Annotated in this window: 13 protein-coding genes; 10 read left to right on the top strand and 3 right to left on the bottom strand. The window is 71.0% G+C overall.

The features are described 5' to 3' along the window. Window positions 1–558: 558 nt before the first annotated feature. Complete coding sequence (locus tag ACFRFC_RS20280) at window positions 559–1026, bottom strand: DUF3093 domain-containing protein (RefSeq protein ID WP_382693340.1); 468 nt, start codon at window positions 1024–1026, stop codon at window positions 559–561. A gap of 97 nt (window positions 1027–1123) precedes the next feature. Here ACFRFC_RS20280 and ACFRFC_RS20275 point away from each other — a divergent pair, with 97 nt between their 5' ends. The 8 genes from ACFRFC_RS20275 to ACFRFC_RS20240 all read left to right on the top strand — a co-directional run bounded on the left by ACFRFC_RS20275 (window position 1124) and on the right by ACFRFC_RS20240 (window position 8681). After that, on the top strand, window positions 1124–1708 hold the full coding sequence (locus tag ACFRFC_RS20275; RefSeq protein ID WP_382693337.1) for a PaaI family thioesterase: 585 nt from the start codon (window positions 1124–1126) through the stop codon (window positions 1706–1708). Beyond that, complete coding sequence (gene dut, locus ACFRFC_RS20270) at window positions 1705–2265, top strand: dUTP diphosphatase (protein ID WP_382693335.1); 561 nt, start codon at window positions 1705–1707, stop codon at window positions 2263–2265. The genes ACFRFC_RS20275 and dut overlap by 4 nt, the downstream gene beginning before the upstream one ends. A 1-nt stretch (window position 2266) precedes the next feature. After that, a complete protein-coding gene (locus ACFRFC_RS20265) occupies window positions 2267–3055 on the top strand; it encodes a DUF3710 domain-containing protein (protein WP_382693333.1) in 789 nt (262 codons plus the stop codon). Between the two features lie 199 nt (window positions 3056–3254). After that, window positions 3255–3938 carry an ABC transporter ATP-binding protein gene (locus ACFRFC_RS20260; protein WP_382693331.1) on the top strand — a complete coding sequence of 228 codons (684 nt, stop codon included), beginning with the start codon at window positions 3255–3257 and terminating at the stop codon, window positions 3936–3938. 154 nt (window positions 3939–4092) lie between these two features. Further along, window positions 4093–6804: an ATP-binding protein gene (locus ACFRFC_RS20255; protein WP_382693329.1), complete on the top strand. Its 2712-nt coding sequence runs from the start codon at window positions 4093–4095 to the stop codon at window positions 6802–6804. Beyond that, window positions 6801–7484 carry a response regulator gene (locus ACFRFC_RS20250; RefSeq protein ID WP_382693326.1) on the top strand — a complete coding sequence of 228 codons (684 nt, stop codon included), beginning with the start codon at window positions 6801–6803 and terminating at the stop codon, window positions 7482–7484. Before ACFRFC_RS20255 ends, ACFRFC_RS20250 begins: the two co-directional genes overlap by 4 nt. Before the next feature lie 66 nt (window positions 7485–7550). Then, a complete protein-coding gene (locus tag ACFRFC_RS20245; protein WP_382693324.1) occupies window positions 7551–7949 on the top strand; it encodes an OB-fold nucleic acid binding domain-containing protein in 399 nt (132 codons plus the stop codon). Window positions 7950–7952: 3 nt separating this feature from the next. Further along, complete coding sequence (locus tag ACFRFC_RS20240) at window positions 7953–8681, top strand: DUF3159 domain-containing protein (RefSeq protein WP_383112636.1); 729 nt, start codon at window positions 7953–7955, stop codon at window positions 8679–8681. Between the two features lie 179 nt (window positions 8682–8860). Here ACFRFC_RS20240 and ACFRFC_RS20235 read toward each other — a convergent pair whose 3' ends face one another. Continuing rightward, complete coding sequence (locus ACFRFC_RS20235; RefSeq protein WP_382692198.1) at window positions 8861–9538, bottom strand: potassium channel family protein; 678 nt, start codon at window positions 9536–9538, stop codon at window positions 8861–8863. Next, on the bottom strand, window positions 9538–10206 hold the full coding sequence (locus ACFRFC_RS20230) for a potassium channel family protein (RefSeq protein WP_382692199.1): 669 nt from the start codon (window positions 10204–10206) through the stop codon (window positions 9538–9540). Before ACFRFC_RS20230 ends, ACFRFC_RS20235 begins: the two co-directional genes overlap by 1 nt. Window positions 10207–10777: 571 nt before the next feature. On the opposite strand from ACFRFC_RS20230, the gene ACFRFC_RS20225 reads away from it, so the two are divergent. Together ACFRFC_RS20225 and ACFRFC_RS20220 are read left to right on the top strand one after the other, a co-directional pair. Continuing rightward, window positions 10778–12892, top strand: a complete 2115-nt coding sequence (locus tag ACFRFC_RS20225) for an APC family permease (protein WP_382692200.1) — start codon at window positions 10778–10780, stop codon at window positions 12890–12892. 74 nt (window positions 12893–12966) lie between these two features. Then, on the top strand, window positions 12967–14298 hold the full coding sequence (locus tag ACFRFC_RS20220; protein ID WP_382692201.1) for a class I SAM-dependent RNA methyltransferase: 1332 nt from the start codon (window positions 12967–12969) through the stop codon (window positions 14296–14298). Window positions 14299–14335: the final 37 nt, after the last annotated feature.

The raw sequence follows: 14335 nt of genomic DNA, 5'->3' as shown, positions 1-14335 counted from the left end.
GCGTTCCGGCTACAGGCCGTCGCCCGTAGCCGTTCAGGTCCGGTGGCCCGGAGTCGCGTCGCCGGTCGGGTCCGCAGCCGTTCAGGCCGTCGCCCCGGAACTGCTAAGGCCGTCGCCCGTAGGCGTTCCGGCTACAGGCCGTCGCCCGTAGCCGTTCAGGTCCGGTGGCCCGGAGTCGGGTCTATCGTCTCTGCTGGTGCCGCTGGGGCCCGAGAACGGAGTCGCTGACCGGATCGGAGGCCCGGCGGGCGGGGCGGGTCGGGTTGCCGGGCGGATCCGATCCGTAGCCGCACGGGCCCCGCCGATATCTGGCCGGGCTGATCTGTAGCCGCTCCGATCGCCGCCCCGCAGCCGCTCAGACCGCGCTGATCCGCAGTCCCTCACCAGGCTTCGCCGCCCCGCGAGTCCCTCAGGGCCGTGCGCGGCCACTGTTCAGGCCGGCGTCTCGCCACTGTTCAGGCCGGGTGTCCAGCCACCGTTCAGGTCGGCGCTCCGGCGCTGCTTAGCTCGCGTCCCGCCACCGTTCAGGCCCGCGCGCCACAGCGTGCACGCAGCCGGTCAGGACGTCGCTTCGCGAGCCCTGCGTACTGCCTCTGCCAGTTCTTCCGGGTGGCGGGTGGAGAGGTACAGGTAGGGGGTCGGGTCGGTGGGGTCGGTGACTTCGATGCGGACGGCGGTGGGGATGTAGGAGCGCAGCAGCATGAAGGCGCGGGTGTCGGCCTTGTGGGTGCGCCAGGCGCGGGCCTCCTCGGGGTCCATCACATGGGTCTCGCCCAGCACCGCCACCGGGACCTTCGCCTCGCCCGCGACCAGCGCCCCGCCGACCACGCGGATCCGGACCGAGCCGTACGAGCTGGCCGCGACCGCTGCCACGGCGGTGCCGCCGACCAGGCCGCCGAGCAGCGGCAGGGTGCCGAACGGCAGGAATGTCAGGGCGAGACCGATGCCCACCAGCAGGGAGATGCCCCACCAGATCTTGGGCGCGGTGAGGCGTTCTTCGTACGGGGTGGCCGAGAGCTGCTCCATGCCGGACAGCTTGGCACGGGGCGGGTGCCGGGCCGTCGCCAGGGCGGTGGGAAGGAAGCGCCGTAGGTCACAGCGCAGGCGGGTAAGGTCTGCGGCTGTGAGTGGTACTTCCCCGAGTCCGAAGCCCCCGGCCGACGCCGTGCCGCCGGTGCGGCATCCCGACGCTCCCGCCCCCGGTGAGCTGCTCGGATCGCACTACGGACAGTGCTTCGGCTGCGGCGGCGAGCAGCCGCACGGACTGCATCTGGCGGCCCGTGCCGGTGAGGGCGTGTCGATCACCGCCGAGTTCACCGTGCGTGCCGCCCACCAGGGCGCCCCGGGCCTCGCCCACGGCGGGGTGCTGGCCAGCGCCCTGGACGAGACGCTCGGCTCGCTGAACTGGATGCTGCGGGTGATCGCGGTGACCCGGCGGCTGGAGAGCGACTTCGTGCGGCCGGTGCCGGTCGGCGCCACCCTGCACCTGCGTGCCGAGGCCGTGGCGGTGGCCGGGCGGAAGATCTACTCCACGGCCACCGGCCGGATCGGCGGCCCCGACGGGCCGGTCGCCGTCCGCGCGGACGCCCTCTTCATCGAGGTCAAGGTCGACCACTTCGTCGACAACGGCCGCCCCGAGGAGATCCGGGCCGCCATGAGCGACCCCGACCAGATCCGGCGGGCCCGCGCCTTCGAGGTGAACCCGTGAGCCGCGAACCGCTCGGCGTTCTCGTCCGCCGCGTCGACCCCGACGTACCGCTGCCCGCGTACGCGCATCCCGGGGACGCCGGGGCCGATCTGCGCACCACCGAGGCGTGCGAGCTGGAGCCCGGGGAGCGGGCCGTGCTGCCCACGGGGGTGTCGGTGGCCCTGCCCGAGGGGTACGCCGCCTTCGTGCACCCCCGATCCGGGCTCGCCGCCCGCTGCGGCGTCGCCCTCGTGAATGCCCCCGGGACGGTTGATGCCGGGTACCGTGGGGAGATCAAGGTGATCGTGGTGAATCTCGACCCGCGCGAGGCCGTGCGGTTCGAGCGCTTCGACCGGATCGCCCAACTGGTCGTCCAGCAGGTCGAGAGGGTCCGCTTCCAGGAGGTCGCGGAGCTTCCCGGCTCGGCGCGGGCCGACGGGGGCTTCGGGTCCACCGGAGGCCATGCCGCCGTCGCCACGACCAGCACAGCAAGCGGCACGAACGGTCAGGCCGCCGCGGGCGGCACGACGGGTGGGAATCGATACGCTTCGGTCGTATCCGACCGGGAAGGACAGTGACGTGTTCGGACGTCGCAAGAAGAAGGATGCCGCCGAGGACGCGGCCGGCGAGGCCGAGCAGGTCGTCGACAGTGTCGACACTGAGGCGGACGACGAGGGCGAGGGCACGGGCGAAGGCGCCGGCGAGCGCGAGCGAGTACGGCTCGAACCCGAGCCCCGCCCCGACGGCCCCTGGGACAGCACCGAGGTGAGTGACCCCGCCGAGGGCCGCGTGGACCTCGGCGGCCTCTTCGTCCCGGGCGTCGACGGCATGGAGCTGCGGGTCGAGGTCGCGGGCGACGCGATCGTCGCGGCCACGGTCGTGCTGCGCGACAGCGCGGTCCAGCTCCAGGCGTTCGCGGCACCCAAGCGCGAGGGCATCTGGGGCGAGGTGCGCGAGGAGATCGCCACCGGCATCACCCAGCAGGGCGGCATCGTCGACGAGATCGAGGGGTCGCTGGGCTGGGAGCTGCGGGCCCAGGTGCCGGTGAAGCTGCCGGACGGCACGGGCGGCTTCCAGGTCGTGCGGTTCGTCGGTGTGGACGGCCCCCGCTGGTTCCTGCGCGGGGTGATCTCCGGGCAGGGCGCGGTGCAGCCGCAGGCCGCCGGGCTGCTGGAGCAGATCTTCCGGGACACGGTCGTGGTGCGCGGCGAGGGCCCGATGGCCCCCCGTGACCCGATCGTCCTGAAGCTGCCGAACGACGCGCAGATGGTTCCCGAGGGCGTCCAGCAGGAGGACCAGGCCGGTTCCCGCTTCTCCGGCGGCATGGGCCAGCTCCAGCGCGGACCGGAGATCACCGAGGTCCGCTGAGCCGTCCCCCTGGGGGCGGCGGGTGCCCGGTGCCGGGTGCCGAGAACACGTTGTGCCGATGGGCTGCGTTTCCTGCCAAGGGGAGCGTGGCCCATCGGCGTTCCCGGACCCCACGGGGACACCGGGGATCCACGCCGAACCGTTGATCGGCCGGGCGCCCCCGGAGATACCGGCGCCCGGCCCACGGGGGGAGAAGATCATGAACCAGGTGGTCACGGAGACCATGGTCGGCGTCGAGGATGTCCACAAGTCGTACGGTCAGGGCGCCGCCGCCGTCCACGCCCTGCGGGGCGTCTCGTTCACGATCCCGCGCGGTGAGCTGGTCGCCCTCAAGGGGCGCTCCGGGTCCGGCAGGACGACCCTGCTCAACATCGTCGGTGGGCTCGACGCACCCGACCAGGGCCGGATCACCGTCGGCGGCCGGGAGCTGACCGGGCTCGGCGAGAAGGGACTGCTGGAGCTGCGCCGGGACCGTATCGGGTTCGTCTTCCAGTCCTTCGGGCTCATCCCGATCCTCAGCGCCGCCGAGAACGTCGGCGTCCCGCTGCGGCTGCGCAAGGCCGACCCGCGTGAGCGCGAGGAACGCGTCGCCCTGCTCCTCGCCCTCGCCGACCACGGCGCCCAGCGCCCCGGCGAGCTGTCCGGCGGCCGGCAGCAGCGCGTGGCCATCGCCCGCGCCCTCGCCAACCACCCGGCGCTGCTCATCGCCGACGAACCCACGGCCCAGCTCGACGCCGAGACCGGGCACGCCGTGATGGAACTGCTGAAGGCGGTCGTCCGCAGCGAGGGCGTCACCGCACTGGTCGCCACCCATGACACGACCCTGCTGGACCTGGCCGACCGGGTGCTGGAGCTGAGCGACGGCACCATCGTGGAGGTCTGACGGGCGGGCCCACCCAGGGGTGCGGGGGCGTACGCCCGGCGCATCAGAGTTCTGTCAAAGACGTCCGCTGACCTACCCCTCGTCCCATTTGTCGGCACCGTTGGCCGTAAGGTCTACGCTGCGTACGCGGCAGTGACGGGAAGACAATAGGACCATGGCACGCGGCAAGCTTCGGATCTACCTCGGTGCGGCACCGGGCGTCGGCAAGACCTACGCCATGCTGTCGGAGGCCCATCGCCGGGTGGAGCGGGGCACCGACTGCGTGGTCGCCTTCGTCGAGCACCACAACCGGCCCCGTACGGAGGTGATGCTGCACGGCCTGGAGCAGATCCCGCGCCGTGACCTGGAGTACCGGGCCACCACCTTCACCGAGATGGACGTCGACGCCGTCCTGGCCCGCCGTCCCAAGGTCGCCCTCGTGGACGAGCTGGCGCACACGAACGTGCCCGGCTCCCGTAATCCCAAGCGCTGGCAGGACGTGGAGGAGCTGCTGGCGGCCGGGATCGACGTGATCTCGACCGTCAACATCCAGCATCTGGAGTCGCTGGGTGATGTGGTGGAGTCGATCACGGGGGTGCGGCAGCAGGAGACGGTGCCGGACGAGGTGGTGCGGCGGGCGGATCAGATAGAGCTGGTCGACATGTCGCCGGAGGCGCTCCGGCGTCGTATGGCGCACGGGAACATCTACAAGTCGGACAAGGTCGACGCGGCGCTGTCGAACTACTTCCGGCCGGGGAACCTGACGGCGCTGCGTGAGCTGGCGTTGCTGTGGGTGGCGGACCGCGTCGATGAATATCTGACCGAGTACCGCAGTGAGCACCGGGTGTCGAAGATCTGGGGTTCGCGGGAGCGGATCGTGGTGGGGCTGACCGGCGGTCCGGAGGGGCGGACGCTGATCCGGCGGGCCGCGCGGCTCGCCGAGAAGGGCGCGGGCGGCGAGGTCCTCGCCGTCTACATAGCCCGCAGCGACGGGCTGACGGCCGCCTCGCCCAAGGAGCTGGCCGTCCAGCGCACCCTGGTCGAGGATCTCGGCGGGACCTTCCACCACGTCGTCGGTGACGACATCCCGACCTCCCTGCTCGACTTCGCGCGGGGCGTCAACGCCACCCAGATCGTGCTGGGCTCGTCGCGGCGCAAGAGCTGGCAGTACGTCTTCGGACCGGGCGTCGGGGCGACAGTGGCCCGCGAGTCGGGGCCCGACCTCGATGTGCACATCGTGACCCACGAGGAGGCCGCCAAAGGGCGCGGACTGCCCGTCGCCCGGGGCGCCCGGCTCGGGCGGGGCCGGATCCTCTGGGGCTGGGTCGTCGGACTGGCCGGACCGCCACTGCTGACGCTGCTGCTCAGCACGGTCAGCATCGGCCTCGCCAACGACATGCTGCTCTTCCTCACCCTCACCGTGGCGGCGGCGCTGCTCGGCGGCCTGTACCCGGCTCTCGCCTCGGCCGCCTTCGGCTCACTCCTGCTGAACTACTTCTTCACCTATCCGCTCCACCGCCTGACCATCTCCGACCCCAAGAACATCGTTGCCCTGGTCATCTTCATCGGGGTGGCGGTGTCGGTCGCGTCCGTCGTGGACACGGCCGCCCGGCGCACCCATCAGGCCGCCCGGCTGAAAACCGAGTCGGGCATACTCTCCTTCCTCGCCGGCAGCGTCCTGCGCGGCGAGACCAGCGTGGAAGCGCTGCTGGAGCGGGTGCGGGAGACGTTCGGGATGGAGTCGGCGGCCATGCTGGAGCGGGTGAGCGACGTCGAGCCCTGGACCTGCGCGGGCCGGGTGGGCATCGGGCCCGAGCTGGAGCGGCCCGAGGACGCCGACGTCGATGTGCCCATCGGCGACCACATGGCGCTCGCGCTGACCGGCCGGGTGCTGCCCGCCTCCGACCGCCGGGTGCTCGCCGCGTTCGCCGCGCAGGCGGCCGTGGTGCTGGACCGGCGGCGGCTGCGCGAGGAGGCCGACCAGGCCCGGAGGCTGGCCGAGGGCAACCGGATCCGTACGGCGCTGCTGGCCGCCGTCAGCCATGATCTGCGGACCCCGCTCGCCGGGATCAAGGCGGCCGTGTCGTCGCTGCGCTCCGACGACGTGGCCTGGTCCGAGGAGGACCAGGCGGAGCTGCTGGAAGGCATCGAGGAGGGCGCCGACCGGCTCGACAACCTGGTGGGCAATCTCCTCGACATGTCCCGGCTCCAGACCGGGACCGTCACGCCGATCATCCGCGACATCGACGTGGACGAGGTGGTGCCGATGGCGCTCGGCGGGGTGCCCGAGGACAGCGTCGAACTGGACATCCCCGAGACCCTGCCCATGGTGTCCGTGGACGCCGGGCTGCTGGAGCGGTCCGTGGCCAACCTGGTGGAGAACGCCGTCAAGTACAGCCCGCCGGAGCAGACCGTGCTGGTGTCCGCGAGCGCCATCGCCGACCGGGTGGAGGTACGGGTGGTCGACCGGGGGCCCGGCGTGCCGGACGAGGCGAAGGAACGCATCTTCGAGCCCTTCCAGCGGCACGGGGACGTACCGCGCGGAGCCGGGGTCGGACTCGGACTCGCCGTCGCCCGGGGCTTCACCGAGGCGATGGGCGGCACACTGATGGCGGAGGACACGCCGGGAGGCGGGCTGACCATGGTGCTGTCGCTGCGGGCGGCGGCCCGGGGCGGCGGTACGGCGGGAGGCGGCGGCTCGGCAGGGGGCGGCGGTACGGCGGGGGAGCGCGGGGCGCCGGAGGAGGCCGGGGTCCGTGCCGGTGACGCCGGTGTCCCTGGTGTCCCCGGTGACGCCGGGGGACCGGCGGATGTGACGAAGGCGCGGGCCGAGCGCTCGCGCACCGGGGCCGACAGCCCCGTACGACCCGAAAGGCAGGCTTCATGACCCGGGTGCTCGTGATCGACGACGAGCCGCAGATCGTGCGCGCCCTCGTGATCAACCTCAAGGCCCGCAAGTACGAGGTCGACGCGGCGCACGACGGGGCCACCGCCCTTCAGCTGGCCGCGGCCCGGCACCCCGATGTGGTCGTGCTGGATCTGGGGCTGCCGGACATGGACGGGGTCGAGGTGATCAAGGGCCTGCGGGGCTGGACCCGGGTGCCGATCCTGGTGCTGTCCGCGCGGCACTCCTCCGACGAGAAGGTCGAGGCGCTCGACGCGGGCGCCGACGACTACGTCACCAAGCCGTTCGGCATGGACGAGCTGCTCGCCCGGCTGCGGGCCGCCGTGCGCCGCGCCGAGCCCACCGGGGCCGGTGAGGACGAGGTGACGGTGGAGACCGAGGACTTCACCGTCGATCTCGCCGCGAAGAAGGTCAACCGCGCGGGCAAGGACGTACGGCTCACCCCCACCGAATGGCATCTGCTGGAGGTGCTGGTGCGCAACACCGGGCGGCTGGTCAGCCAGAAGCAGCTCCTCCAGGAGGTGTGGGGGCCGTCCTACGGGACCGAGACCAACTATCTGCGGGTCTACATGGCTCAGCTGCGGCGGAAGCTGGAGGCGGATCCCTCGCACCCCCGGCACTTCATCACCGAGCCGGGAATGGGATACCGGTTCGAGAAATGATGCGGGAAAGATGATGCGGGAAAGGAGGGCTACTGGGCTGTCGGTGTGCCCCGGTACCCTTCAGACATGAGTGCTGTTCCTCGTTCCGAAAAGCCGGTGGGCCGGTTCCGGCGCATGCTCGACCGGCTCTCCTCGTCGCAGGAGGACCTGGAGTCCGAGGAGCTGCGGGAGGACGCAGACATCACCGGCTGTACACGCATCTGTGACTGCCATGACCGACAGATAGTGACGGTTACTGGTACCTTGCGCACGGTCACGCTGCGACCACGGGCGGGCGTCCCGGCCCTGGAGGCCGAACTGTTCGACGGCTCCGCCGCGCTGGACGTGGTATGGCTCGGACGGCGCTCCATCGTCGGGATCGAGCCGGGCCGGAAGATGATCGCGTCGGGCCGGATCTCGCTGAGCCGGGGCCGCCGTGTGCTGTTCAATCCCAAGTACGAACTGAGACCCCTCGGACGGGAGTAGCCGGTGACGTCGCTCGACAAGCCGACCGAAGACGCCCAGCAGGAGCAGGATTCACGGGCGGTCACGGAGGCCGCCCTGTTCGAGGCGTTCGGCGGCGTCCGCGGCATGGTCGAGACCGTGGTGCCGGGCCTGCTGTTCGTCAGCATCTACACGATCAACAAGGACATGCATCTGGCGGCGATCGCCGCGCTGGCCGTGTCCCTGCTGCTCGTGGTGGTCCGGCTGGCCATGAAGGACACCGTCAAGCACGCGTTCAGCGGGGTCTTCGGGGTCGCCTTCGGTGTCGTCTTCGCGATGATGACGGGCAACGCCAAGGACTTCTATCTGCCGGGCATGCTGTACACGCTGGGGCTGGGGTTCGCGTACATCATCACCACGCTGTGCGGGGTGCCGCTGATCGGGCTGGTCCTCGGGCCGGTGTTCAAGGAGAACCTGTCCTGGCGGACGCGCAATCCCGGGCGCAAGAAGGCGTATGCCAAGGCCAGCTGGGCGTGGGGGCTGATTCTGCTCGGCAAGTCGGCGATTTTGTTCCCGCTGTACTGGTGGGCGGATACGACGCAGCTGGGGTGGGTGCTGGTTGCCCTCAAGATTCCGCCGTTCCTGTTGGCTGTGTGGCTGACGTGGGTGTTCCTGGCGAAGGCGCCCGCGCCTATTGATGTGTTCGCGGAGATGGAGGCGGAGGAGGCGGCCGAGAAGGCTCGGCGGGAGGGTGCGGCGCGGGTGCCTGAATAGGTGCTTCGGCGTCGGGGCTGAGGTCGCTGGGGCTGAGGTCGCTGGGGGCTCCGCCCCCGGACCCCCGGCCTTTGCCCACCCTGCCGCCCGTTTCCAGTCCGTTCCAAGGCTCACGTCGACAAGCCTCGAAGGGCGCCCCGCGATGCATCGCGGGGCGCCCTTCGGTTGTTCTCGGATTGCTAATCCGTTGTCGGTTCGCGGCGTACCGACAGGAGGTCTTCCAGTTGTTCCTCTCTTGCCTGGGCCGCTACGAACAGGAGTTCGTCGCCGGCTTCCAGGGAGTCCTCCCGGGTGGGGGTGAGGACGCGGGTGCCGCGGATGATGGTGACCAGGGAGGTGTCCTCGGGCCAGTCGACATCGCCGACCTGGGTGCCGGCGAGGGCGGACTCCTCGGGGAGGGTCAGTTCGACGAGGTTGGCGTCGCCGTGGCTGAAGCGCAGCAGGCGGACCAGGTCGCCGACGCTGACGGCCTCCTCGACCAGGGCGGACATCAGGCGGGGGGTGGAGACGGCGACGTCGACGCCCCACGCCTCATTGAACAGCCACTCGTTCTTGGGGTTGTTGACGCGGGCGACGACGCGCGGGACGCCGTACTCCGTCTTCGCGAGCAGGGAGACGACCAGGTTGACCTTGTCGTCGCCGGTCGCGGCGATGACGACGTTGCAGCGCTGGAGGGCCGCCTCGTCCAGGGACGTGATCTCGCAGGCGTCGGCGAGCAGCCACTCCGCCTGCGGTACCCGCTCGACCGAGATCGCGGTGGGGGCCTTGTCGATCAGCAGGATCTCGTGGCCGTTCTCCAGCAGTTCGCCTGCGATCGAGCGGCCCACGGCGCCGGCGCCGGCGATGGCGACTCTCATCAGTTGCCGCCTTCCTTCGGGCCCTCGGCGAACGCCGCCTCGACCTTCTCCACCTCGTCGGTGCGCATCATCACGTGCACCAGGTCGCCCTCTTGCAGCACGGTCTGCGAGGAGGGCAGCATCGCCTCCCCGAGGCGGGTCAGGAACGCCACCCGGACACCCGTCTCCTCCTGGAGCTTGCTGATCTTGTGGCCGACCCAGGCGTGCGAGGCGTGCACCTCGGCGAGCTGGACGCCGCCGGTGGGATCGCGCCACAGCGGCTCCGAGCCGGACGGCAGCAGGCGGCGCAGCATCTGGTCGGCGGTCCAGCGGACCGTGGCCACGGTGGGGATGCCGAGGCGCTGGTAGACCTCGGCGCGGCGGGGGTCGTAGATCCGGGCGGCGACATTCTCGACGGCGAACATCTCGCGGGCCACTCGGGCGGCGATGATGTTGGAGTTGTCGCCGCTGGAGACGGCGGCGAAGGCACCGGCCTCCTCGATGCCGGCTTCGCGCAGGGTGTCCTGGTCGAAGCCGACGCCGGTGACCCGGCGGCCACCGAACGAGGAGCCAAGGCGTCGGAAGGCGGTGGGGTCCTGGTCGATCACGGCGACCGTGTGCCCCTGTTGCTCCAGGGTCTGGGCGAGAGCGGAACCCACTCTGCCGCAGCCCATGATGACGATGTGCACGACCGTCCTTCCGAGGTCAAGGGTTATTGACTTGGCTGGTTCTAGGGTCTCAGACCGTGGCCCAAGCTACACACGCACGGTCGGCGGACGGCAACCCGTGTGAGCGGCTGTCAGGGGCTGTCGGCGCGTCTGCTGATCCTGCGGACACTGAGGAGCGTGAGGACACCGAGGCCGATGAGTGCGAGGGTGGCGCCGATCAGCTCTGCGGTCGCGGGCATGGGACCTCCGGGGGTGCGGCGGGAGTCTGCCGGTGGCTGTCCCGACGTCGGTGTCGGTGGCTGTCCCGACGTCCATGAGGACGCCTGGAGCGGCGTGGATGCCTGTGCCGGCGTCGGGGGGGATCGTCGTACAGGCACGCTTGTCGTACCGGAAGGGGGTCGGCGCGCAGCGGAAGGGGGTCGGCGGGGCCTCGGAATCGGGGCTGTGATTCACCCGTGGGGCAGATCGGAGCGGGCTGTGCGGGCCCCGGGGGCGCGGGCCGGGGTGTGGGGCGGGGTGTAGGCCGGGGTGTGGGGCGGATCTCGGTCACGATGTGGGCGAGCGGGCGTTCGAAGCCGTACGATGCTCAGTCGTGTCCAAACTGACCGACGTGCCCAAACGGATTCTCATCGGGCGCGCACTGCGCAGTGACCGGCTGGGGGAGACGCTCCTGCCGAAGCGCATCGCCCTCCCCGTCTTCGCGTCCGACCCGCTGTCCTCGGTGGCGTACGCGCCGGGCGAGGTGCTGCTGGTCCTGTCCATCGCGGGTGTGTCGGCGTACCACTTCAGTCCCTGGATCGCGCTCGCGGTCGTGGTGCTGATGTTCACGGTCGTCGCCTCCTACCGGCAGAACGTGCACGCGTATCCGAGCGGTGGCGGCGACTACGAGGTGGCGACGACCAACCTCGGCCCCAAGGCGGGGCTCACGGTCGCCAGCGCGCTGCTGGTCGACTACGTCCTGACCGTCGCCGTCTCCATCTCCTCCGGCATCGAGAACCTGGGCTCGGCGATCCCGTTCGTGGTCGAGAACAAGGTGGCCTGCGCGGTCGGTGTGATCGTGCTGCTGACCGTGATGAATCTGCGCGGGGTCCGCGAGTCCGGCTCGCTGTTCGCGATCCCGACGTACGTGTTCGTCGCGGGCGTCTTCCTCATGATCGCGTGGGGCGCCTATCGCGGGCTGGTGCTGGACGACACCCTGCGGGCGCCGACGGCGGGCTTCGAGATCAAGGCGGAACATCAGGGCCTGGCCGGTTTCGCCCTGGTCTTCCTGCTGCTCCGGGCCTTCTCCTCGGGCTGTGCCGCGCTGACCGGCGTGGAGGCCATCTCCAACGGCGTTCCCGCCTTTCGCAAGCCCAAGTCGCGCAACGCGGCGACCACGCTGGCGCTGATGGGGCTGCTGGCGGTCACCATGTTCTGCGGGATCATCGGGCTCGCCATGGCCAGCAATGTGCGGATGGCCGAGAACCCGGCGCACGATCTGCTGGAGGGCGGCGTCCCGGTCGGCTCGGACTATGTCCAGAACCCGGTGATCTCCCAGGTCGCCGAGGCGGTCTTCGGCTCCGGCAGTTTCTTCTTCCTGGTGCTGGCGGCGGCCACCGCGCTGGTGCTGTTCCTGGCCGCGAACACGGCGTACAACGGCTTCCCGGTGCTGGGCTCGATACTCGCCCAGGACCGCTATCTGCCGCGCCAGCTGCACACCCGGGGCGACCGGCTCGCCTTCTCCAACGGCATCGTGCTGCTGGCGGGCGCGGCCGGGCTGCTGGTGTGGGTCTACGGGGCCGACTCGACGCGTCTGATCCAGCTCTACATCGTCGGTGTGTTCGTCTCCTTCACCCTCAGCCAGATAGGCATGGTCCGGCACTGGAACCGGCATCTGGCGGTCGAGAAGGACCCGGGCAAGCGGCGGCACATGTTCCGCTCCCGGGCGATCAATACGTTCGGCGCCTTCTTCACGGGGCTGGTGCTGGTCGTCGTCCTGGTCACCAAGTTCACGCACGGCGCGTGGGTGGCGCTGCTCGGCATGGTGATCTTCTACGTCGTCATGACGGCGATCCGGCGCCACTACGACCGGGTCGCGGAGGAACTGGCGGCGGCCGAGGGGCCCAGCGACGACAGCGTGCGGCCGTCGCGGGTGCACTCGGTGGTCCTCATCTCGAAGATCCACCGTCCGACGCTGCGTGCCCTCGCCTACGCCAAGCTGATGCGCTCGGACACCCTGGAGGCGCTCAGCGTCAACGTGGACCCGGCCGAGACGAAGGCGCTGCGCGACGAGTGGGAGCGGCGCGGGATCGACGTACCGCTGAAGGTGCTGGACTCGCCGTACCGGGAGATCACTCGGCCGGTGATCGAGTACGTGAAGAGTCTGCGGCGGGAGTCGCCCAGGGACGCGGTGTCCGTGATCATTCCCGAGTATGTGGTCGGGCACTGGTACGAGCAGTTGCTGCACAACCAGAGCGCGCTGCGGCTGAAGGGCCGGCTGCTGTTCACGCCGGGGGTGATGGTGACGTCCGTGCCGTATCAGCTGGAGTCGTCGGAGGTGGCCCGGCAGCGGGCGCGCAAGCGGCAGGAGTGGAATGCGCCGGGGGCGGTGCGGAGGGGGGCTGCGGGGGCGGGTGGGTCCGGTGAGGCCAGTGGGTCTGCGGAGGCTGCGGGGTCCGGTGGGGCTGCTGGATCCGAGGGGCGGGGGAAGGACGTCAGCCGGGACTGACGGGTGTGTCGGGGGACGTAGACTGGTGGGCTGTTGCCCGGCCCTTCCCCTTTGACGTACTGGAGCCTTCCGCCATGCAGGCAGAACCGAAGAAATCGCTGGTCGGGGCGGAGTACGAGGTCGAGGTCGGGCCCGTCGCGCACGGCGGGCACTGCGTCGCCCGTACCGAGGACGGTCAGGTGCTGTTCGTCCGGCACGCGCTGCCCGGGGAGCGGGTGGTCGTGCGCGTGACGGAGGGCGAGGAGGGGGCCCGGTATCTGCGGGCGGACGCGGTCGAGGTGCGGTCGGCGTCGAAGGACCGGGTCGAGGCGCCCTGTCCCTACGCGGGCCCCGGGCGCTGCGGTGGCTGCGACTGGCAGCACGCCAAGCCGGGTGCGCAGCGGCGGCTGAAGGGCGAGGTCCTGGCGGAGCAGCTGAAGCGGCTCGCGGGACTGACGCCGGAGGAGGCCGGCTGGGACGGCACGGTGATGCCGGCCGAGGGCGACAAGCTGCCGGCCGGGCAGGTGCCGCGGTGGCGGACCCGGGTGCAGTACGCGGTGGACGCCGAGAGCGGCCGGGCGGGGCTGCGCCGGCACCGTTCGCACGAGGTCGAGCCCGTCGACCACTGCATGATCGCGGCGGAGGGTGTCAGCGAGCTGGGTGTCGAGAAGCGGGACTGGACCGGGATGGCGTCGGTGGAGGCGATCGCGGCGACGGGGTCGCAGGACCGCCAGGTGATCCTCACCCCGCGGCCCGGGGCCCGGCTGCCGATCGTCGAGCTGGACCGGCCGGTGTCGGTGATGCGGGTGGAGGAGAAGGACGGCGGGGTGCACCGGGTGCACGGCCGGCCGTTCGTCCGGGAGCGCGCTGACGGCCGTACGTACCGGGTCGGCAGCGGTGGCTTCTGGCAGGTCCATCCGAAGGCGGCGGACACGCTGGTGACGGCGGTGATGCAGGGGCTGCTGCCGCGCAAGGGCGACATGGCGCTCGACCTGTACTGCGGGGTGGGCCTCTTCGCGGGCGCGCTGGCCGACCGGATCGGCGAGAAGGGCGCGGTCCTCGGCATCGAGTCGGGGAAGCGGGCCGTGGAGGACGCGCGGCACAACCTTGCCGAGTTCGACCGGGTGCGGGTGGAGCAGGGGAAGGTGGAGGCGGTGCTGCCTCGTACTGGGATCACGGAGGTTGACCTCATCGTCCTCGATCCGCCCCGGGCGGGGGCGGGGCGCAAGACGGTGGAGCATCTGGCGACGCTGGGTGCGCGGCGGATCGCGTATGTGGCGTGCGATCCGGCGGCGTTGGCTCGGGATCTGGGGTATTTCCGGGAGGGGGGGTATCGGGTGCGGATGTTGCGGGCGTTTGATTTGTTTCCGATGACTTCGCATGTGGAGTGTGTGGCGATTTTGGAGCCGGTGGGGAAGGGTTCCTGACCTGCTGTTTGCGCGGGCGGACCATGTGGGGTACCGG

It is taken from the genome of Streptomyces sp. NPDC056734, from assembly GCF_042790455.1.
Taxonomy (GTDB): domain Bacteria; phylum Actinomycetota; class Actinomycetes; order Streptomycetales; family Streptomycetaceae; genus Streptomyces.
Note: the sequence above shows the minus strand (reverse complement) of the source record. Positions and strands in the feature narration are given on the sequence as shown.